We start from the raw sequence: 20,580 nt of genomic DNA, 5'->3' as shown, positions 1-20,580 counted from the left end.
GCCGGCGGCGCTTACGACTGCGCCACCGACCTGTATCTACTAAATCCGATTGATGCCGGTCTTACTCGTGCTCAAGCTCGAAGTTCATGCCGAGAGAGCGGATTTCCTTGACCAGTACGTTGAAGGATTCCGGCATACCCGGCTCCATGCGGTGGTCGGAGTCCACGATGTTCTTGTACATCTTGGTCCGGCCTTCCACGTCGTCGGATTTGACCGTGAGCATTTCCTGCAGGGTATAGGCGGCGCCGTAAGCTTCCAGTGCCCAGACCTCCATCTCCCCGAAACGCTGGCCACCGAACTGCGCCTTACCACCCAGCGGCTGCTGGGTTACCAGGCTGTAGGAACCGGTGGAACGCGCATGCATCTTGTCGTCCACCAGGTGGTTCAGCTTCAGCATGTACATGTAACCCACGGTTACCGGGCGCTCGAAGGAATCACCGGTACGGCCGTCGTACAGCGTGATCTGGCCGGAATCCGGCACATCCGCCAGGCGCAGCAGCTGCTTGATCTCGCTCTCGTCGGCACCGTCGAATACCGGCGTAGCCATCGGCACGCCTCTGCGCAGGTTTTCCGCCATCGCCAGCACTTCCTGGTCGGACAGCTCGTCCAGCTCTTCCTTGCGGCCACCGGTGGAGTTGTAAACCTCTTCCAGGAAGCCGCGCACCTTGGTGACTTCCTGCTGCTCCTTGATCATGCGGTCGATCTTCTCGCCGAGACCCTTGGCAGCCATACCCAGGTGCATTTCCAGGACCTGACCGACGTTCATCCGCGACGGTACACCCAGCGGGTTCAGAACGATATCCACCGGCTCGCCGTTCTCGTCGTAGGGCATATCCTCGACGGGCTTGATCACGGAGATCACACCCTTGTTACCGTGGCGACCGGCCATCTTGTCGCCCGGCTGGATGCGGCGCTTGATCGCCAGGTAGACCTTGACGATCTTCAGCACGCCCGGCGCCAGGTCGTCGCCCGACTCCAGTTTCTTCTTCTTGTCCTCGAAGGCTTCGTCGAGCAGCTTGCGGCGCTCTTTCAGCTGTGCCTCGGCCTTTTCCAGCTGCTCGTTCAGGCTCTCTTCGGCCATGCGCAGCTTGAACCAGTCCTCGCGCGGCAGGCTCGCCAGCACCTCAGCGCTGAGCACGTCACCTTTCTTGACGCCCTTGCCACCCGCCACTTTCTGGCCTTCCAGTGCCGCCTGCAGGCGTTCGAAGGTGGCGCCTTCGACGATGCGGTACTCTTCGTTCAGGTCCTTGCGCACCTCGTCCAGCTGCGCCTTCTCGATATCGAGGGAGCGCTGGTCCTTCTGCAGACCATCGCGGGTGAAGACCTGCACGTCGATGACGGTACCGCGGGTACCGCTCGGCGCGCGCAGGGAGGTGTCCTTCACGTCGGACGCCTTTTCCCCAAAGATGGCGCGCAGCAGTTTTTCTTCCGGGGTCAGCTGGGCTTCACCTTTCGGCGTCACCTTGCCCACCAGAATGTCGCCGGCGCCCACTTCCGCACCGATGTAGACAATGCCGGACTCATCCAGCTTGTTCAGCGCAGACTCGCCCACGTTGGGGATATCCGCGGTGATTTCCTCGCTGCCCAGCTTGGTGTCGCGGGCAATACAGGTCAGTTCCTGAATGTGGATGGTGGTGAAGCGGTCTTCCTGCACCACGCGCTCACTGATCAGGATCGAGTCCTCGAAGTTGTAACCGTTCCAGGGCATGAACGCGATGCGCATGTTCTGGCCCAGCGCCAGCTCACCCAGGTCCACGGACGGGCCGTCGGCGAGAATATCGCCGCGCTCGACCACGTCGCCGGTCTTCACGATCGGGCGCTGGTTGATACAGGTGTTCTGGTTGGAGCGGGTGTATTTGGTCAGGTTGTAGATATCCACACCCGCCTCACCGGCCTCCACCTCGGCATCGGCGACACGCACAACCACACGGCTGGCATCGACACGCTCGATCACACCGCCGCGACGGGCCACCACGCAGACACCGGAGTCGCGCGCCACGGTGCGCTCCATACCGGTACCCACCAGCGGCTTCTCGGCGCGCAGCGTCGGTACGGCCTGGCGCTGCATGTTCGAGCCCATCAGGGCGCGGTTGGCATCGTCGTGCTCGAGGAACGGGATCATCGCCGCGGCGACGGATACGACCTGCTTCGCTGACACATCCATGTACTGGATCTCGTCCGGCGTCTTCAGGGTAAATTCGTTCTGGTGACGCACGCTGACCAGGTCATCGGTAAAGCGGCCGCTTTCATCCACGGCAGCGGACGCCTGGGCGATCACGTAGTTGGCCTCGTTGATCGCGGACAGGTATTCGATGTCGTCGGTCACCTGGCCGTCGACCACCTTGCGGTACGGGCTCTCGAGGAAGCCGTAGTGGTTGGCGCGGGCGTAGGCCGCCAGAGAGTTGATCAGTCCGATGTTCGGGCCTTCCGGCGTCTCGATCGGGCACACCCGGCCGTAGTGGGTCGGGTGCACGTCGCGCACCTCGAAGCCGGCGCGCTCGCGGGTCAGACCACCCGGACCGAGCGCGGACACGCGACGCTTGTGGGTCACTTCCGACAGCGGGTTGTTCTGGTCCATAAACTGGGACAGCTGCGAGGAGCCGAAAAACTCCTTCACCGCGGCCGCCACCGGCTTGGCGTTGATCAGGTCCTGCGGCATCAAGCCCTCGGACTCCGCCATGGACAGGCGCTCTTTCACTGCGCGCTCGACGCGCACCAGACCGACACGGAACTGGTTCTCGGCCATTTCGCCGACGGAACGCACGCGGCGGTTACCCAGGTGATCGATGTCGTCGACCATGCCCTGGCCGTTGCGGATATCGATCAGCGTCTTCAGTACATCGACGATGTCTTCCTTGCTCAGGGTGCCCAGTCCGGTTTCGTCTTCGCGGCCCAGACGGCGGTTGAACTTCATGCGGCCGACCGCAGACAGGTCGTAGCGCTCGTCGGTGAAGAACAGGTTCTCGAACAGGGACTCCGCAGACTCCTTGGTCGGCGGCTCGCCCGGGCGCATCATGCGGTAGATTTCCACCAGCGCTTCCAGCTGGGTGCGGGACGGATCTGCGCGCAGCGTATCGGAAATGAACGGACCGCGGTCCAGATCATTGGTATACAGGGTCTCGAGCTTCTTGACGTTCAGTGTCCGCAGCTTGCCGATCACCTCTTCGGTGATTTCGCTGTTGCACTCGACCGCCACTTCACCGGTGGATTCATCGATGATGTCGTGGGCCAGCACGCGGCCGTAGAGATAGCTCAGCGGCGCCTCGAGGCGCTCGACGCCTGCCTTCTCCAGCTGACGGATGTGGCGCGGGGTAATGCGGCGCCCTTCCTCGACGATGACCTTGCCCTTGCCGTCCTTGATATCGAAAGAGGCCACGTCGCCACGCAGGCGGGACGGGATCAATTCCAGGCTGACGCTGTCTTCGTGCAGGTCGAACTTGCTGGTTTCGAAGAACATTTCCAGCATTTCCTGGGAGGAATAACCCAGGGCGCGCAGCAGGATGGTCGCTGCCAGCTTGCGGCGACGGTCAATACGCACGTAGACCAGGTCCTTCGGATCGAACTCGAAGTCCAGCCAGGAACCGCGGTAGGGGATCACGCGCGCGGCGTACAGCAGCTTGCCGGAAGAGTGGGTCTTGCCTTTGTCGTGATCGAAGAATACACCCGGGGAACGGTGCAGCTGGGACACGATCACACGCTCGGTACCGTTGATCACGAAGGTACCGTTGTCGGTCATGAGCGGAATTTCGCCCATGTAAACTTCCTGCTCTTTGATGTCCTTGATGGACTTACTGGCAGACTCTTTATCGTAGATGATCAGACGTACGCGCACCCGCAGCGGGCAGGCGTAGGTCACGCCGCGGAGGGTACACTCCTTGACGTCGAAAGCCGGCTTGCCCAGCGTGTAGCTCACATACTCCAGGGCGGCATTGCCGGAATAGCTGACAATCGGAAATACGGACTTAAACGCCGCTTGCAGACCGACGTCGAGCCTGTCGTCGGGGCGCTTGTCGGCCTGTGTGAAATTGCGATAAGAATCCAGCTGTATCGCAAGCAGGAAAGGCACATCCATGACCTTCGGCAGTTTGCCAAAATCCTTGCGGATACGTTTTTTCTCAGTGTATGAGTAAGCCATTCATATTCCCCAGCTTGATCAGTGACAAGACTTCGTGGAGCTCCGGCCTCTAACGGCGACAAGGAGCCCCTCCGGGCGAGAAGCCTCTGAGCAAAGCAGCATCGCTACTCTGATCGGAACCCTCTCTGCTTTCTCTGCCAGCGCTCGCGCTTTTCAGCCGCGCGCAGAGTGCGATAAGGTGTATTCGCGGTCCAGCCAGTCATTTCGCCTGAAGGAAGACCCACAAAAACCTCGATGCCGCAAACGGCAAAAAGGCCGGCGGACAAAGTCCACCAGCCTTGCCGCCGCCAACCGGTCAAACCGGCTGACAGCGGAGAGTCGCAACAACCGAATTACTTCAGTTCTACAGTTGCGCCAGCTTCTTCCAGCTGCTTCTTGGCATCTTCGGCTTCCGCTTTGTTTGCACCTTCTTTCAGAGTGCTCGGCGCGCCGTCTACCAGCTCCTTGGCTTCTTTCAGGCCCAGGCCGGTGATGCCGCGAACGGCCTTGATCACGTTTACTTTCTTCTCGCCGGCAGAGGTCAGAACGATGTCGAAAGAGTCTTTCTCTTCAGCCGCTTCAGCAGCAGCCGGGCCAGCAACAACTGCAGCAGCTGCAGTTACGCCGAACTTCTCTTCCATTGCTTCGATCAGCTCGACAACGTCCTTAACAGACATTTCGGCAACAGCATTGATGATATCTTCTTTAGTCAGAGACATGAGTCAGTACCTGATTTGTGTGAGCAGTAAACTGCTCGTCTATTCATTAAAAAAAGAGACTTTGAAAACCGCCACTTCGCACAGCGAAGAAATTAGGCAGCTTGCTGCTCTTTTTGGTCGCGAATGGCCGCAATAGTGCGAACCAGCTTGCCAGCAGATGCTTCTTTCAACACGCTCATCAGCTTGGCGATCGCCTCGTCGTAAGTCGGCAGGCTTGCCAACAGTGCAACGTCGGTGACCGCGCCTTCGAAGGCAGCACCTTTCAGTTCCAGCTTGTCATTCTTTTTAGCGAACTCCTTCAGGATGCGCGCACCGGCACCCGGGTGTTCGTTGGAGAATGCAATAATGCTGGGACCGACGAGTTTCTCTACGAGACACTCGTACTCGGTACCTGCCAGAGCGCGACGCGCCAGAGTATTGCGGACGACTTTCAACCAAACGCCGTTCTCGCGCGCCTCTTTGCGCAGAGCGGTCATGTCGTTCACGGTTACGCCGCGGGAATCCGCAACTACCGCCGACAGAGCGCTCGAAGCAGCTTGCTGGACTTCTGCGACAATCGCTTTCTTGTCTTCGAGTCCAATAGCCATAGTGTCACTCCTGGATTTGAAAAAAGACCGGGGGATACACACCCCGATCCGTTCCGGTGCTCAAAGCTCAAATCCAGCAAAATACTGGTTTGGGCAACACCGTCTGCGTAGGCTCGGACTCCTCAGTGGCCAGCCTCGGATGGCCGCCCCGGTCGAAGCCCGGATTAAGCCAGACGCGCTAAACCTCAAACGCGCCCGGCACCTACGGTCTTTGACGGCCCGCTGCACAGTGCACAGCAGACCCCAAAGTTCTGTTAGCTGGAGAGCGGCATTGCCTGGCGGGCCGCTGGCCCGCGAGCCGAGCCGGTGCTCGGCGCTCCCAGCGGCAATTAAATGCTCAGGGAAGACGGATCGATGGTCAGCCCCGGGCCCATGGTGGTGCTCAGGGTGATCTTCTTCAGATACACGCCCTTGGATGAAGCCGGCTTGGCCTTCTTCAGGTCGGCAACCAGCGCTTCCAGGTTCTCCTTGATCGCATTCAGATCAAAGCTCACCTTACCAATACCACCGTGGATGATACCGCCCTTGTCGGCGCGGAAACGCACCTGACCGGCCTTGGCATTCTTGACCGCAGTTACCACGTCCGGGGTTACGGTACCGGTCTTCGGGTTCGGCATCAGGCCGCGCGGACCCAGGATCTGGCCCAGCTGACCGACAACGCGCATCGCATCCGGAGAAGCGATCACCACGTCGAAGTCCATCTTGCCGGCCTTTACTTCGGCAGCCAGCTCATCCATACCCACCAGGTCGGCACCGGCTTCTTTCGCCGCGTCGGCATTGGCACCCTGGGCGAATACGGCCACACGCACTTCCTTGCCAGTGCCGTGCGGCAGCGTAGTGGCGCCGCGGACTGCCTGGTCGGATTTGCGCGGATCGATGCCCAGATTGATGGACGCGTCCACGGTTTCGGCAAACTTCACATTGGACAGTTCTTTCAGCAGGGCTACGGCCTCTTCGATACCGTAGGCCTTACCGGAATCCACCTTCTCAGCGATTGCGCGCTGACGCTTGCTCAACTTAGCCACTTACAGACCCTCCACTTCGATACCGGCACTGCGAGCGGAACCGGCGATAGTGCGCACGGCCGCGTCCATATCGGATGCAGTCAGGTCTGCCATTTTGGTGTTGGCGATTTCTTCCAGCTGGGCGCGGGTGACCTTGCCCACTTTCTGGGTGTTCGGACGGCCAGAGCCGCTCTTGATACCTGCAGCCTTGCGCAGCAGCACTGCGGCCGGCGGAGATTTCATGATGAAGGTGAAGGAGCGATCGCTGTAAACAGAGATCACTACCGGCACCGGCAGGCCCGGCTCCAGACCCTGGGTCTGAGCGTTGAACGCTTTACAGAACTCCATGATGTTCACGCCTTTCTGACCCAGCGCGGGGCCGACGGGCGGACTCGGGTTGGCCTGACCGGCCTTCACTTGCAGCTTGATATAAGCTTCGACTTTCTTAGCCATTACAGCTCTCCTCTGGTTGGGTGGTAACGCCTGCGCTGGACAATCTCAAGGATTGCAACGCCCGGCTCCCCGTATGCCCCGAAAATGGCACAGCGCAATTTTCGGAGACGCGAAAGCCCTCTTCCACCGCGCGGCGAAAGAGGGCCGAAAACTTCCAGCCAGCCTCAGGTCTTCTCGACCTGACTGAATTCCAGCTCGACCGGCGTGGAGCGACCGAAGATCAGCACCGCCACACGCAGGCGGCTCTTCTCGTAGTTGACCTCTTCCACCACACCGTTGAAATCGTTAAACGGACCATCCGTAACCCGCACCATCTCGCCGGGCTCGAACAGGGTCTTGGGCTTCGGCTTGGCTACGGAATCATCTATACGATGCAGAATAGCCTGAGCTTCGCGTTCGGTAATCGGCGCCGGCTTATCCGCCTTACCACCGATAAAGCCAAGTACGCGCGGCGTTTCCTTGACCAGGTGCCAGGTGTCGTCGTTCAGCTCCATCTCGACCAGCACGTAACCGGGGAAGAACTTACGTTCACTCTTACGCTTCTGGCCGGCGCGCATCTCCACCACTTCCTCGGTGGGAACCAGCACATCACCAAACAGGTGATCCATCTCGTGCAGCTCGATGCGCTCCTTCAGAGAGGCGGCGACGCGCTTCTCATAGCCGGAGTAAGCCTGAACCACGTACCAATGCTTAGACATGTATCAACCTTTAGCCGATGACTTTGGAGGCCGCCCATCCAAGGGCGGTATCCAGCGCCCACAAAATCAGCGCCATAATCAATACGAATACCACCACGATCAGCGTGGTCTGGGTTGCCTCCTGGCGGGTCGGCCAGACTACGCGACGGACTTCCGTTTGCGCCTCACGCAACAGATTCCAGAACGCGCTGCCCTTGGCAGTATTGACCGCCACAACGAGCGCCACGGCACAGATCGCAACGAGCGCCAGAACACGGTACAGGAGGGGGAATTCGGCGTAATAGGAGTTGCCCGCAACAGCAGCGCCAACCAACAGCACCACCAGCAGCCACTTCAGGCCGTCAAGACGAAAGGATTTCGCTTCTACCTTAGCATTCATACAAAGAAGCCCTTAACGCACTATAGATAAGCCCTTAGCGCTTACACACGCAAGCCCTTACAGATGCAGGAGCTGGCGACGCCCTCAGGCACATACAAGGCGGGGCGATTGAAAATTGGCAGGCCAGGAGGGACTCGAACCCCCAACAGCCGGTTTTGGAGACCGGTGCTCTACCAATTGAACTACTGGCCTAAACAAACAGGGACACACTGCGCCCTAAAAACGAGGGGGCGGATCTTAACACCCTCCCCCACATTTAGCAAAGCGCGCCGCCGGAGAACTCCGGCGGCGCGGCGATCAAAGATTACTCGATGATCTTGGCTACCACGCCGGCGCCAACGGTACGGCCACCTTCGCGGATCGCGAAGCGCAGACCTTCTTCCATGGCGATCGGGGCGATCAGCGTTACGGTCATCTGGACGTTGTCGCCCGGCATAACCATCTCGGTGCCTTCCGGCAGCTCACACGCACCAGTCACGTCGGTGGTACGGAAGTAGAACTGCGGACGGTAGCCCTTGAAGAACGGGGTGTGACGACCACCTTCGTCCTTGGACAGCACGTACACTTCCGCTTCGAACTTGGTGTGCGGGGTGATGGAACCCGGCTTGGCCAGCACCTGACCACGCTCTACTTCGTCACGCTTGGTGCCGCGCAGCAGGGCGCCGATGTTCTCACCAGCACGGCCTTCGTCCAGCAGCTTGCGGAACATTTCCACACCGGTACAGGTGGTGGTGGTGGTTTCCTTGATACCAACGATCTGGATTTCGTCACCAGTCTTGACGATGCCACGCTCTACACGGCCGGTTACTACGGTACCGCGACCAGAGATGGAGAATACGTCTTCGATCGGCATCAGGAACGGCTGGTCGATAGCGCGCACCGGCTCCGGGATGTACTCGTCCAGGGTTTCAACCAGCTTCTTGACAGCGCTGGTGCCCAGGCCGTTGTCGTCTTCGCCGTTCAGGGCCATCAGGGCAGAACCAACGATGATCGGGGTGTCGTCGCCCGGGAACTCGTACTGGTCCAGAAGCTCGCGAACTTCCATCTCTACCAGCTCCAGCAGCTCCTCGTCGTCAACCATGTCGGCCTTGTTCAGGAATACCACGATGTAGGGTACACCTACCTGACGGGACAGCAGGATGTGCTCGCGGGTCTGCGGCATGGGGCCGTCAGCAGCGGAACAGACCAGGATAGCGCCGTCCATCTGGGCAGCACCGGTGATCATGTTCTTCACGTAGTCGGCGTGTCCCGGGCAGTCAACGTGCGCGTAGTGACGGGTCGGGGACTCGTATTCAACGTGGGAGGTAGAAATGGTGATACCGCGCTCGCGCTCTTCCGGAGCGTTGTCGATACCATCAAACGCTACAGCCTGGCCGCCCCATACTTCGGCGCAAACGCGGGTCAGCGCTGCAGTCAGGGTGGTTTTACCGTGGTCAACGTGACCGATGGTGCCCACGTTTACGTGGGGCTTGGAACGTTCAAACTTCTCTTTTGCCATTGCAGCCTCCTAATATAGGCGCGCAAATACCAGCGCCACCCACGTCCAGAACAGGCGCATCCGACCCCAGCCAAGCCCAAATTGGCCGCCGAGCCCGGATACAAATAGCCGCAGGGGCACCTGCCACTGCGGCCATAAAATGGAGCTCATGGGCGGATTTGAACCGCCGACCTCACCCTTACCAAGGGTGTGCTCTACCCCTGAGCTACATGAGCACATTACTGCCTACATCGACCACCCCGCAGGGCGCCGATCCGGCAAGCAGCCAACCTCGACCACTCACCTCGCCACCACCAACATCTTATCTTGGGGGCGACTTATTCCCACCTGGCTCCAGACTCAGTATGGAGCGGGCAGCGGGAATCGAACCCGCATCATCAGCTTGGAAGGCTGAGGTTCTACCATTGAACTATGCCCGCAGGACCAAGCCCGCATGCGGGAACCTCTTAGCAAAAGGCCTTAACCTTCCGCTGGCGGCGCCTTGCGACGCCTTAATATGGTGCAGGGGGGTGGATTCGAACCACCGAAGCTTGCGCGTCAGATTTACAGTCTGATCCCTTTGGCCACTCGGGAACCCCTGCTCAAAGCGGCGTGTATTCTCTACACGACCCGCCGCGCTGTCAACACCTTTTCCTTTTAAATTCACGCACTTATCTGCGGAACCTTCTATGAAATCTAAGCGCTGCAGCACCCGGGACAAAAATGGAGCTGGCGAGAGGAGTCGAACCCCCGACCGGCTGATTACAAGTCAGCTGCTCTACCAACTGAGCTACGCCAGCCCTGTCCCGCACCCCGGAAACCGCAAGCGGCCCCGTAAGTGGAGGCGGGATTCTAGGGGATGTTCTGCCGACAAGCAACCGTCTTTTTAAACCGTCTTTTTAACCGGGAGACCCCGAGCTGCGAGAGAAGATTTGCCCCTCTGGCGAAGGTTGCAGTGGCGGCAAGCGGCGCACAGACGACGACTCCTGCGCCAACGGCTGCGCGGCGGGCGTGCACCCCGGCTAACCTTCTCTTACTTCGCTGCAGAGATTCTGGCGCCGGTCCAACTCCGGATACTCGGCCTGCAACTGCACCCAGAAGTCGTCCGCCAGCTGCTCCGCCGCACCGGGCTCCAGCACTATCCAGCGCTCGAGATAAGTCTGCGGCTCCTCGCGGGACTGAGCGTCGACACCGCGGTCCCTGAGTTCCGCCGCCAGCGATTCGGCACGGTCGAGCTCGGTGAAGATACCGAAGGAAATGCCGTTGGCCAGTGAGCCCTTGGGGATCACATAACTGTCTACACCGGCCGCCTGCAATTCGCGCAACTTGCGCAAGGCCTCGCGCCGGGAACCCAGCGGAGCCAGGAAGACCCAATAGCGCATCTGCCCGTCCATCTCGACTTCACGCAGACGCCCCTCCACTTGCAGGGCCTGCAGGCGCTGCACTATATCGCGCCCCTGATACTCCTCGACAAACGGCCCCAGCAATGTGCACAACTGCTCTGTCCCAGCCGCTTTCGGTTTCGGGGGCTCTGGCGTTGGCGGTACCGGCGCTGCCGCGAACTGCTCGCGGGAAACCTCGCGGACCAGGGCAATACGCTCGCCCTCTTCGGCGGGGGGCCGCGCCCGCGCATCCGCCGGCGAGACGGCGGGGCGACCCGCGGTCTGAAACCAGGCAAAGAGGCCGATATTGGCGAACAGCAGAGCGAGAACTATCCAGCGCATAAAGTTGCAAGAAATATCATGGGTTACTAAGTGCCAAGCCGTCCAGCACCAGCTCGGGCACCAACTGGTGCGGGAATCGGCACAGGGACGACAAAAGCGCACCATCACCGCCGGTCAGCCACAGCAGCGGCTCATCCGCGCCGGAACGGGCCAGCACGTCCAAAGCGCGATCTATCGCCCCGAGCACCATCAATACCAGGCCGCGGTTCACCGCCTCGCCGGTGTCGCGCCCCGGCGAGAGGGGCATCCCGGGGGCGAAGGCCTGGGGCACCTTGACCGCATCCGTATCCTTGTACAGCGTCCGGCGCATCAGGTCGAGCCCCGGCACTATGTAGCCCCCCAGGTGGCGGCCGCCATTATCCAGCAAGTCGAGGGTCACGGCACTGCCGCAGTCCACAATCAGCGCAGGGCGGGGATCCCGGTGATGGGCGGCGAGCACTGCCAGCCAGCGGTCCACCCCCAGGCGCCCGACGTTGTGGTAGCCACAGGTGACGCCGGCGCAGCGCGGAACCACCTGCGCGAATTCCACCGGCAGCGCAAACCGGTCGCGCACCGCAGCGGTCAGCGCCTCGGCAACCGCAACACCCGCGACATTGGCGGCCCGCACCCGCTGCAAACGAAACTCCGACCAGGCGTCCGGCGTTCGCCCCTCGCGCAGCTCGGCAATGGAGAGACTGCCGCGCGCGCAGGGGCCACCCTGGTCCAGCAGCCGCCACTTGCCGCGGGTATTGCCGAGATCCAGCTCGAGTATCACGAGACCTCCCGCAGGGAGACTTCGCCGCCGTGAAACAGTCGCTGCTCGCCATCCATATCCAGGATCAGCGCACCGGAGCGATCGACGCCCGCGGCGGTGCCGCACCATTCCCGCGTCGCGGACTGCAACCGCACCGGCCGGCCCGCGAACTGATCCAGCGCCAGCCACGCCTCCCGATAGGCGCCGAAGCCGCGCTCCGGATAGGCCTGCAGCAGCGGCAGCAGTTGATTGAGCATGGCGGCGGCGAGCCGGTTGCGATCGATACCGGGGCGCACGCTGTGCAGATCAATCCACGGCTGATCTATCGCGGCGGGGCTCTCGCCGCGCAGACCGACATTCAGCCCGATGCCCACCACCACCGCACAGCGATCCGTGAGGTCGCCGCTGAGCTCCAGCAGCACACCCGCCAGTTTTCGCCCCCGGCACCAGACATCATTGGGCCACTTGAGGCGCACATCCGGCACCTCGAATTCCGCCAGTGCGCGCGCCAGGGCCACGCCCACGGCCAGACTCAAACCCTCCAGCAGCTGCACGCCGCCACTGAACTGCCAGCCGACGGACAGGTTGATACCGCCGCCGAACGGGCTGATCCAGTTGCGCCCGCGCCGCCCGCGGCCGGCGGTCTGTCGCTCGGCGAACATCGCCACACCGTGGCCGCAGCCACGCTCCAGGCGGGCCAGCAGCTGGGCGTTGGTCGAATCCACCTCGTCGCACAGAATCAATTGCCGCAGCAGATCCCGGCTCGCGGGCGCCAGCCCCGCCGTGATCGCCTCCGATGACAACAGGTTCAGGCCGCCGGGCAGGCGGTAGCCGCGCCCCTTGACCGACTCCAGCGCCAGCCCGTATCGCTCGAGCTTTTGCAGCTGCTTCCATACCGCCGCACGGCTCACCCCCAGCGCCGCGCCGAGGGATTCGCCGGAGTGCACCTCGCCATCGGCCAGCAGGTTCAGGACCGGACGCAACTGTTCCAGCGGACTTTTCGGGGTAGAGTCGTGCAAATTCAGCTTCTCAGATAGCGGCGAAAGTAGCGGTTACCCAGACTGGTCAGTATCTCGTAGCCAATGGTGCCGGCGTATTCCGCCACTTCGTCGACCGTCAGCTCCCGGTTGAGCACCTCGATGGAATCCAGCGTATCGCGTTCGGCGGCGCTGAGGGCACTGATATCGAAAGTGGTGGAGTCCATCGACACCCGCCCCACCATCGGCAAGCGCCGGCCGCCCCCCCAGCCGCAGCCGCGACCGCTCTGGGCACGCAGTATACCGTCGGCATAGCCACCGCGGGCCACCGCCAGCCAGCTGCCGGCCGCAATGCTCTGGGTAGCGCCGTAGCCGACCTGCTGGTCGCCGCTGACGTGGCGTTTCTGCACTATCGGCAGGCTCAGCTCCACCACCGCCCGCATCGGGTTGCGGGATCCCGGTACCGGGTTGACGCCGTAGAGAGCAGAGCCGGGACGGGCGATGTCGAAGTGGTACTCCTCGCCGAGGAAGATCCCGGAGGAATTGGCGAGACTCAGCAGCACTTCCGGACACTGTGCCCGCAGCCGCTCGCCAGCCCGCTTGAAACTGCGCAGTTGAATTTCATTCAACGGATGCTGCGGCTCATCCGCACAGGCCAGGTGGCTGAGTAACAGCTGGATATTGGCGGCGCGCAGCAGTTCTGGGTCCGCCAGCAATTGCTCGAACTCCTCCGGGGTCATGCCGAGCCGGGTCATGCCCGAGTCGACCTTGACCGCACAGGGCGCCGCCAGTTTCTCCCGCGCGCAGATTGCGACCCAGTTGCGCAGTTGCTGCAGGGTGAACAGGGTGGGCACCAGCCCGGCGCGGGCGCACTCCAGCTCGGCACCGTCGCGCACGCCGGTCAGCACCACTATGTTGACCGCGTCGCCAAGCGCCCTGCGCAGGCTCTCGCCCTCGGCCTGAGTCGCGACGAAGAAGTCGCGGCAGCCGCGCCGGTGCAGCGCCGGCGCCACCTGTGCCATACCGAGGCCGTAAGCATCCGCCTTGACCACCGCACCGCAGCGACTGCCACTGGCCAGGCGGTCACAGAGATCCAGATAGTTTTCACCGATCGCCTGCAGGTCTATGGTCAAAAGACCTTCGCGGGAGTCACTCATGCCGTTTCTTTACTCAATTCGCTTTGCTATACCGCCCCGAGCAGACTCTCGCGGCGCAGGGCGCGGCTGCCGCAGGCAATGGCTACGGCCACCAACAGCAGGGACACCAGAGATCCCGCCAGCACCAGTGCCACGGATACCGCATCCCCCACCAGAAGGGACTTGAGCCACTGCTGCTGGCCAACCAGGGGCACCAGCTGCCAGAAAGGCTCACTCAGCTCCACGCGCGACATGTCCAGGGCCATCAGCAATGTGACCGGCGCCAGCTGCAAAATACTCAACTGGGTCTGCGCATCCTTGAAGGATTGCGAACGCAGCGCCAGGAGTATCTGAACAACCGCCACCAGTAGCGCCAACGGCAACAATAACAGACCCATGATGATCACGCCCGAGGTGGTGGTGGCCTGCTGAATGCCCAGCTCGGCGAGCGGCATCAGCGGCATCAGTGCGACCAGTGCGCCGACGGCCAGCAGTGCGCCCAGCCAGCCCATACTGGCGACCGCCAGCGTCTTGGCCGCGATCAGCTGCCAGCCGGGCAGCGGCTGCAGCAACAGCGTTTCCAGACTCAGGCGCTCGCGCTCGCCGGCCGAGGTATCCACCGACGTGGCGAGACTGGCTACAAACAGGGTCAGGATCAGCAGCCCGGGCACCATTGCCAGGATCAGAGTCCCGCGACTCGACGGCGTACTTACATCGCGCACCTGCAATTGCCAGGGGGCCAGCAGTTGCGGCGCCACGCCGCGGGCGGCGAGGCGCTGACCCGCAATCAATTGCTGCAGCTGGCCGAGGCGCTCCTGCAGATGGCGCTCAGCCCTGCCGGCGGAAGCGGAAGAGCTGTCGACATAGAGGTACAGCTTGGGAGTGCGAAACTGGCGATAGGCTTCGACAAAACCCTCCTCCACCTGCAGGACAAGATCGTAACCATCGGCGAGCAGTTGGCGCGGCTCGGCCTCCGCCACCACGTCCACCTCGAGACTTGCACCGCGCAGTTGCTGTGCCAGCAAAGGCACATCCTCGCCGCCCAGCAATACCAGCCGCGTGGATTCCTCGGTGTGTTTTTTGACAAAGAAGATAGTCGAAGCGGCCAGCAGCACCGGAAACAGCAGCGAAAAACAGATCGCCATCCATAAGGCGCGGCGATCGCGCCAGGCCTCGAGGAACTCCTTGCGCAACAATGCCACCATTGGCCGGGAGAAAATGCGATCAACCCCAGTCATGCCAGCGCCTCCCGCCGTTTGTCCGCCGCCGCGCCATAAGCCAGGGCGACGAAACTGTCTTCCAGGTTGTCGCAACCGCTGATACGCATCAGCTCCTGCGGCGAACCGCCACCGACGATGTGCCCCGCGGCCATGATCAGCACCCGGTCCGAGAGCTCGGACACTTCGGACATCACATGGCTGGAGAAGAGTATGGTGGTGCCCTCGGCGCGCAGTCGCAGCAGCGTTCGGCGCAGCAGCCGCGCCGCCAGCACATCCAGTCCGCGGGTCGGTTCGTCCAGAATCAGGTGCTGGGGCCGGTGCACCAGCGCGCGCGCGAGGGAGACCTTCATGCGCTCACCCTGGGAGAAGCCGCGGGTGCGGCGCAGCCATAGATCGTCCAGCTCAAGCGCTTCCCGCACCGACTCAAGCGCCCGTTTGAGGCTCGCCCCGGTCAGCCCCTGCATGCGGGCAAAAAGCGACAAGTACTCGACGACGGTCAGGCGCTCATAGAGCCCCTCGCGATCGCCGACTACACCCAGTTGCCGGCGCGCTGCCATCGGCTGGACTGCCACATCGACTCCACCGAGCAGCACGCGCCCCGCGTCGGCGCGCAACAGCCCGGTGATAATGCGCAGGCAAGTGGTTTTGCCGGCACCGTTGGCGCCGAGCAGCGCGGTTATCTGCCCGTCCGGTACCGTGAAACTGAGATCGCTCAGCACTTTCCGGCCGGCAAACTGCTTTTCGACTGATTCCACGGCGATCACAGTTGTCCTCCTCGCCGCTCGGTGCGGCTCTCGCTGCCCAGCGCCGGCCCGAAAGCGTCGACCATAAACGGCGGCCGGCGGATCTCCGCCACACACGCCTGGTCAAGCGGCATATCCGGCGCATTGAGGAAGCGCGCAATCAGGTCCGGAATGCAACCGCGACGGGAGTTGATATGCCCCCCGCCGGGCACCACAAGGTGCTGCTTGTGCGACAGATAACCCAGCTGCTGCTCTGCGTAGTAGGGCGGCGTGATCGGATCGGCTTCGCCGGAGATCAGCAGCACCGGCTGGGCCCGCGGCTCGGGAGTACCATAGGGCTTCGCACCGACCGGCCACGCCCGACATCCGCTATGGAAAAGGTCGAAGAAGGCCGAACCGAGGAAGGAGTCCAGACTGTCCGCCGCGACCTCGTCCGCGCTGATGCGATTGAGTTCCTCAGCACAGGCGACGGAAAAGGTCAGCCCCATGGCCATCGAATCGGCCGTGTTGATAAACAGGCCGGTAATACCCGACAGCGGCAGATAGTTGCCGCGACTCGCCTGGTGCACTGCGTAGGGCAGCTGCGCGGCGGCGGCCGGGTCGTATAGAGCGGCGCGGATGGCATTCGCGAGCACCCAGCGCGGCACAGGTTCGGCCGCGGGAGCACCGGTCAGTGGATCGGGAAACACGGCCGCCCGCTCCCCGTCCCAGCCGGCCATTATTTGCGCGAGCTGGCCCCTCCAGTTTCCGAACCTAGAACAGGCAGGGTCACTCGCACAATCCCGGTCGAGCTTGCGCAGCGCCCGCTCCGCTGCCGTCGCGGTCAGAAACACCTTGGTCTCGATCGGAGCCACGGCATCGAGCACCAGCATGCTCAGGGATTGCGGATACCACTGCTGGTACAGCAGCGCCGTGCGCGTACCCCAGGAGCCGCCCCAGAGTGCAATGCGGTTGTGGCCGAAATAGCGACGCACGCGTTCCAGGTCCTCCACCGCCTGGCGGCTGCTGAGCGATTCGGCAAAATCCGCCCGCTGCAGGTAGCAGTCCGCCAGCTGCCGGGAAAAACGCTGCAGGTCCGCCGGCATCTCGCGCTCGAACCCACAGCGAAAGGCCCCGGAGCGGCCGGCCCCGCGCCGGTCCACCATGACAATGGCGCGTTCGCGGTTGATCTTGCGAAAGGCATTCAGCAGCGGTGCCAGGTCGCTCGCTGCCTGGCCCGGCCCGCCGGCGAGCAGGTACAGGGGTTCGCGCCCGATATCATTGACCGCCGGCGCCACCATTACCGCCAGCGCCTCGCTGCCGGGACCCTCGCCAACCGCCACCCGGTAACAGCGCAGGGATTCGCCCCAGCCGTCCAGGTAGCAGGTCCGGGCGGCCGGCCCTCCCTGCGCATCTGCCCATGCCGACGATACGATCCCGATCAGAAGTACTGCACCCAACAGCAGCCGTCGCATCCATACCACGACCATGTCTCCCTCTTACAAACCATGGAAAGAGCGCCAGTCTAGCGAACTTTTATCAGTTGTGTCGCCATCACAGCGCACCATCGCCGATAGCATTAGCGCCGCCGGGCCCACAGTGGTAAGGTTTCGCTTTGCTTCCCCCACTGCTTGTACCCATGAGCTTTTCAGATCGAGAAAAACAACTAATCCGCGCCGCTTTCGCCTGGGGTCAGATCACACACAAGGAAGGCTATACGCTTTCAGACCTGGAAATCGAGAAGTCGGTGCTGTTCCGCCGTCTGCTGGCCGGGCGCCCGCCTCTCGCCTTTCCCCCGCCCCTGCGCCACGGCTTCCCCTGGTATGAAGTCATCGAGGGCCGCAGTGAACATGTGGTCAACGCATCGGAAGCATCGCCCGAGTGCAGCATCATAGCCCCCGGCAGTAAGCCCGGGGACACCTGCATTCTGATCGACGGCGCCTTCTGGCGGGTCGCGCAGACCGTGCGCGATCGCGAGGAGTACATCGTCGAATGGGGGCAATACCCGATCCAGTGGCGGCTGCAGAAGCGCTGGGAAGTCAATTACGAGATGACCCAGCAACTGCACAATTTCCGCAGGGATAACCCCAACGCGGAAATCAATTTTGATCATCGTTCGGGCCAGCGCGAGTACAGCGAGTTTCGTATCGACGACGAACAGACGGTCTGGCTCAGCGAGTGGCAGCTCAGCCGTATCGGGCTGTCCGGCTGGGTCTGGCTCGGCACCCCGGAGGATCCGCACAGCCGCACTCCGCTGATACCGCTATTCCGGGACCAGCAGGGTCCGCTCGTCATTGGCGAGGCGGACAAAAAGCGCGGTGCCGGCTGGCTTCGTATTGAGCAAGCCGGGCAGGATTTCCGCTTCGCCAAACTTGGCGACAAACTGGAATATCAATCACTGGTCACCGCCGCAGTGACGGAGTTCGGAACTTTATTGCACGGCATAGAGGGTGAGAACCTGCACGTGATGGACTGGCGTGACGACCAGCCGTTGCGGCACTACTCGGTTCCCACGCAGCTGGCCCCACTGGAAGAGTTTGATCTGGGCGACCGGAGCTACGACCTGGTACCGGAAAACGCCTACGAGCGTTAATCCACATCCCGACCGCGGGCGGCGCGCAACAGCCGGAACCAGGCCTCCCGCGGCATCTCCTTTTCCAGAGTCTCGATGCCGCTGCGCAAACGGGATATCTTGCCACTCCCCAGCACCGGCACCATCCCCGATGGATGCTTCAACAGCCAGGCCAGGGCTATCTGCTGCGGCTCCATGTCCAGCTCCCGCGACAATTCTTCCAGACACCCCTGGACCCGCAACTCAGCCTCACTGGAGCCAGTGAACAGCCTGCCGCCAGCAAAAGGCGACCACGCCATCGGAATCACTCTCTCGCGCTGACAATAGTCCAGCTGGCCGTCGAACATCGGCTCACAGTTAAGCAGCGACACCTCAATCTGGTTGACGACCAGAGGCACGGACAGTCGGGACTGTAATAGCGCAACCTGGTGCGGAAGGAAATTCGAAACACCAACCGCGCGCACCTTGCCATCAGCCACCAGTCGATCCAGACCACGGGCGAGTTCGTCTGCATCCATCAGGGGATCGGGACGATGGATCAGCAAGAGGTCCAGTGATTCAATGCCCATTTTTTGCAAGCTGGACTCCGCCGCAGCTATTACGTGTGCCGCACTGGTGTCATAGTGGTTGAGCGCATAGTCATTGCCACCGCCCACCAGTTTGATCCCGCATTTGGAGACGATTTCCATCTGCCCTCGCAATGCCGGCTTTAACCTCAATGCTTCGCCGACGAGCTGCTCGCAGCGATAGTCCCCATAAATATCGGCCAGGTCGATCGTGGTGACGCCGTGTTCGATCAGCTGCTCCAGCAGACGAAGTGTTTCCTTGGACGAGTAACCCCAGTCAGCAAGGCGCCAGAGCCCCATTGCCAGCCGGGACAGGGAAAAGCTTTGCTTTGCGGCAGTTTGAATACGTTGCATAGGAAATTGGATCGCGGTTAATTGCAGGAAATTTGATAGCGCCATTGTAAGGATTTATTGCACGGGCACTAGTGCGGCCAGCGGCGCAGGATATCTGCCATCGGCACAGTCCCGATGGCTGCAAGTTCCCGTTATTAACAGAATCCATGGACAGAGCTGTGAATAAGGTTGGGATATCGGCGCCGAGCCCCGCAGTAGCTGCAATCGCCGGAGACGCATAAAAAAACACCGTTCCAAGTCTGCGCTTGTTTGCGAGGAAATTGCCCTGGCAGCTGCGATACCAGGGTAGCGTCGAGTTAGTAGAAGTTCATAAAAGTGCATTACCTGGAGTGTCGACGCAGCCGGGAGCGAGTGCGCCACAGATAGGGCCCAGCTGATAGGCGAGGCCTCAGCCAGTTCTTTACCGCCAATTCGCATGACCATCTTGTTACGCACAGAATCCTTGGACATAGCTGTGCATAACTTTGGGATATTGGCGCTGAGGCCTACCGCCGTGCGCCTGGCACTGGGCGCATAAAAAAGCGCCACGTCGAAACTGCGCTTTCGGGATTATCACGGCACATCATTGGCAAGGGCGGGACGGCGGTTTTTCATCGGCATGTCGAAGGCCACAGCCAGGCCACAGAAGCAGCGTGTCAAGTCTGCGATTGCGGAATCGACTGTGCTGGTATTGTGCAGCCGAGACGGCAGGGGGGTGTCTCTGCGCTTTTGCGGTGATGGTGGGAGTTTTGGCGCTGGCGGGATTTTTGTGTGGCTCGCGGCTACGGCAGGTGCTGTCTGCGGGGCGTTCAGCGGTTTCGTTGGAATCCAGTGGTTGCCCGGGAGTACGGTCTGCGGGTGGTTTTGCAGAGGCTTTTGGCGTTTGCGTTGCCATCCCTGGCGCGACAGCGGTGTGTTCGGTTGAGCCCCGGCCTCGCCATCCATGGCGAGGCGTTCGTCGCTCGCAAAGCATGCTTTGCGTTGCCTGCGGCAACCGCTCCTCACCCTACTCCCACCATATTCGGCAGTTGCCCATCGTCGGGCGCATAAATAAAAAAAGGGCCACCCGATGGGTGGCCCTTTCTTTTATTTAGAAGCCTGACAAACGGCAACGCCGTTTGGACTGCCAAAGGCAGCCCGGAGGGTGAGAGCCATTGGCTCGAATC

General features: G+C 61.8%; 17 protein-coding genes and 5 tRNA genes. 1 reads left to right on the top strand and 21 read right to left on the bottom strand.

Annotation, left to right across the window (positions count from 1 at the left end; genetic code table 11):
- Window positions 1-61 precede the first annotated feature (61 nt).
- The 20 genes from rpoB to RRF64_RS17880 form a co-directional block, all read right to left on the bottom strand.
- Window positions 62-4,135, bottom strand: a complete 4,074-nt coding sequence (gene rpoB, locus RRF64_RS17975) for a DNA-directed RNA polymerase subunit beta (RefSeq protein ID WP_323847310.1) — start codon at window positions 4,133-4,135, stop codon at window positions 62-64.
- 332 nt (window positions 4,136-4,467) lie between these two features.
- Window positions 4,468-4,833, bottom strand: coding sequence for a 50S ribosomal protein L7/L12 (gene rplL, locus RRF64_RS17970; RefSeq protein WP_323847309.1), 366 nt, complete (start codon window positions 4,831-4,833; stop codon window positions 4,468-4,470).
- A gap of 92 nt (window positions 4,834-4,925) precedes the next feature.
- Window positions 4,926-5,420, bottom strand: coding sequence for a 50S ribosomal protein L10 (gene rplJ, locus RRF64_RS17965; RefSeq protein WP_323847308.1), 495 nt, complete (start codon window positions 5,418-5,420; stop codon window positions 4,926-4,928).
- 329 nt (window positions 5,421-5,749) lie between these two features.
- Window positions 5,750-6,445, bottom strand: coding sequence for a 50S ribosomal protein L1 (gene rplA, locus RRF64_RS17960; protein ID WP_323847307.1), 696 nt, complete (start codon window positions 6,443-6,445; stop codon window positions 5,750-5,752).
- Window positions 6,446-6,877 (bottom strand): 50S ribosomal protein L11, encoded by a 432-nt coding sequence (rplK, locus tag RRF64_RS17955; protein WP_323847306.1) that lies wholly within the window; start codon window positions 6,875-6,877, stop codon window positions 6,446-6,448. It abuts the gene before it with no gap.
- Window positions 6,878-7,041: 164 nt separating this feature from the next.
- Window positions 7,042-7,575 (bottom strand): transcription termination/antitermination protein NusG, encoded by a 534-nt coding sequence (gene nusG, locus RRF64_RS17950; protein ID WP_323847305.1) that lies wholly within the window; start codon window positions 7,573-7,575, stop codon window positions 7,042-7,044.
- Between the two features lie 10 nt (window positions 7,576-7,585).
- Complete coding sequence (gene secE / locus RRF64_RS17945) at window positions 7,586-7,954, bottom strand: preprotein translocase subunit SecE (protein WP_323847304.1); 369 nt, start codon at window positions 7,952-7,954, stop codon at window positions 7,586-7,588.
- 116 nt (window positions 7,955-8,070) lie between these two features.
- Window positions 8,071-8,146: transfer RNA gene (locus tag RRF64_RS17940), tRNA-Trp, on the bottom strand.
- A gap of 112 nt (window positions 8,147-8,258) precedes the next feature.
- Window positions 8,259-9,452: an elongation factor Tu gene (gene tuf / locus RRF64_RS17935; RefSeq protein ID WP_323847303.1), complete on the bottom strand. Its 1,194-nt coding sequence runs from the start codon at window positions 9,450-9,452 to the stop codon at window positions 8,259-8,261.
- Between the two features lie 140 nt (window positions 9,453-9,592).
- Window positions 9,593-9,667: transfer RNA gene (locus tag RRF64_RS17930), tRNA-Thr, on the bottom strand.
- A gap of 130 nt (window positions 9,668-9,797) precedes the next feature.
- A tRNA-Gly gene (locus tag RRF64_RS17925) sits at window positions 9,798-9,871 on the bottom strand.
- Between the two features lie 78 nt (window positions 9,872-9,949).
- Window positions 9,950-10,033, bottom strand: a tRNA-Tyr gene (locus RRF64_RS17920).
- 122 nt (window positions 10,034-10,155) lie between these two features.
- A tRNA-Thr gene (locus RRF64_RS17915) sits at window positions 10,156-10,231 on the bottom strand.
- A gap of 222 nt (window positions 10,232-10,453) precedes the next feature.
- Window positions 10,454-11,155 carry an SPOR domain-containing protein gene (locus RRF64_RS17910; protein WP_323847302.1) on the bottom strand — a complete coding sequence of 234 codons (702 nt, stop codon included), beginning with the start codon at window positions 11,153-11,155 and terminating at the stop codon, window positions 10,454-10,456.
- Between the two features lie 16 nt (window positions 11,156-11,171).
- Window positions 11,172-11,909: a type III pantothenate kinase gene (locus tag RRF64_RS17905; protein ID WP_323847301.1), complete on the bottom strand. Its 738-nt coding sequence runs from the start codon at window positions 11,907-11,909 to the stop codon at window positions 11,172-11,174.
- The gene (gene birA, locus RRF64_RS17900; protein WP_323847300.1) at window positions 11,906-12,907 is read right to left on the bottom strand and encodes a bifunctional biotin--[acetyl-CoA-carboxylase] ligase/biotin operon repressor BirA; all 1,002 of its coding nucleotides are present in this window, start codon (window positions 12,905-12,907) and stop codon (window positions 11,906-11,908) included. Before birA ends, RRF64_RS17905 begins: the two co-directional genes overlap by 4 nt.
- A 2-nt stretch (window positions 12,908-12,909) precedes the next feature.
- Entirely contained in the window at window positions 12,910-14,022 is a 1,113-nt protein-coding gene (gene alr / locus RRF64_RS17895) for an alanine racemase (protein WP_323847299.1), read from the bottom strand.
- A gap of 26 nt (window positions 14,023-14,048) precedes the next feature.
- Entirely contained in the window at window positions 14,049-15,239 is a 1,191-nt protein-coding gene (locus RRF64_RS17890) for an ABC transporter permease (protein ID WP_323847298.1), read from the bottom strand.
- Window positions 15,236-15,985 (bottom strand): ABC transporter ATP-binding protein, encoded by a 750-nt coding sequence (locus RRF64_RS17885; protein ID WP_323847297.1) that lies wholly within the window; start codon window positions 15,983-15,985, stop codon window positions 15,236-15,238. The genes RRF64_RS17890 and RRF64_RS17885 overlap by 4 nt, the downstream gene beginning before the upstream one ends.
- Complete coding sequence (locus tag RRF64_RS17880; protein ID WP_323847296.1) at window positions 15,982-17,433, bottom strand: alpha/beta hydrolase; 1,452 nt, start codon at window positions 17,431-17,433, stop codon at window positions 15,982-15,984. The genes RRF64_RS17885 and RRF64_RS17880 overlap by 4 nt, the downstream gene beginning before the upstream one ends.
- Before the next feature lie 149 nt (window positions 17,434-17,582).
- Between RRF64_RS17880 and RRF64_RS17875 the strand changes: the two genes are divergently transcribed.
- Window positions 17,583-18,536, top strand: a complete 954-nt coding sequence (locus RRF64_RS17875) for a hypothetical protein (protein ID WP_323847295.1) — start codon at window positions 17,583-17,585, stop codon at window positions 18,534-18,536.
- Here RRF64_RS17875 and RRF64_RS17870 read toward each other — a convergent pair.
- Complete coding sequence (locus RRF64_RS17870; protein WP_323847294.1) at window positions 18,533-19,480, bottom strand: aldo/keto reductase; 948 nt, start codon at window positions 19,478-19,480, stop codon at window positions 18,533-18,535. The two genes, RRF64_RS17875 and RRF64_RS17870, sit on opposite strands and share 4 nt — an antisense overlap.
- Window positions 19,481-20,580: the final 1,100 nt, after the last annotated feature.

The organism is Microbulbifer magnicolonia, assembly GCF_035117725.1.
GTDB classification, from domain to species: Bacteria; Pseudomonadota; Gammaproteobacteria; order Pseudomonadales; family Cellvibrionaceae; genus Microbulbifer; species Microbulbifer magnicolonia.
This window is presented reverse-complemented; position numbering and strand designations above follow the sequence as displayed.

Bases quoted from the DNA above. Each gene is read 5' to 3' on its own strand.
- rpoB (WP_323847310.1), bottom strand. From the start codon at position 4,135: ATGGCTTACTCATACACTGAGAAAAAACGTATCCGCAAGGATTTTGGC.
- rplL (WP_323847309.1), bottom strand. From the start codon at position 4,833: ATGTCTCTGACTAAAGAAGATATCATCAATGCTGTTGCCGAAATGTCT.
- rplJ (WP_323847308.1), bottom strand. From the start codon at position 5,420: ATGGCTATTGGACTCGAAGACAAGAAAGCGATTGTCGCAGAAGTCCAG.
- rplK (WP_323847306.1), bottom strand. From the start codon at position 6,877: ATGGCTAAGAAAGTCGAAGCTTATATCAAGCTGCAAGTGAAGGCCGGT.
- nusG (WP_323847305.1), bottom strand. From the start codon at position 7,575: ATGTCTAAGCATTGGTACGTGGTTCAGGCTTACTCCGGCTATGAGAAG.
- secE (WP_323847304.1), bottom strand. From the start codon at position 7,954: ATGAATGCTAAGGTAGAAGCGAAATCCTTTCGTCTTGACGGCCTGAAG.
- tuf (WP_323847303.1), bottom strand. From the start codon at position 9,452: ATGGCAAAAGAGAAGTTTGAACGTTCCAAGCCCCACGTAAACGTGGGC.
- RRF64_RS17910 (WP_323847302.1), bottom strand. From the start codon at position 11,155: ATGCGCTGGATAGTTCTCGCTCTGCTGTTCGCCAATATCGGCCTCTTT.
- alr (WP_323847299.1), bottom strand. From the start codon at position 14,022: ATGAGTGACTCCCGCGAAGGTCTTTTGACCATAGACCTGCAGGCGATC.
- RRF64_RS17890 (WP_323847298.1), bottom strand. From the start codon at position 15,239: ATGACTGGGGTTGATCGCATTTTCTCCCGGCCAATGGTGGCATTGTTG.
- RRF64_RS17880 (WP_323847296.1), bottom strand. From the start codon at position 17,433: ATGGTCGTGGTATGGATGCGACGGCTGCTGTTGGGTGCAGTACTTCTG.
- RRF64_RS17875 (WP_323847295.1), top strand. From the start codon at position 17,583: ATGAGCTTTTCAGATCGAGAAAAACAACTAATCCGCGCCGCTTTCGCC.
- RRF64_RS17870 (WP_323847294.1), bottom strand. From the start codon at position 19,480: ATGGCGCTATCAAATTTCCTGCAATTAACCGCGATCCAATTTCCTATG.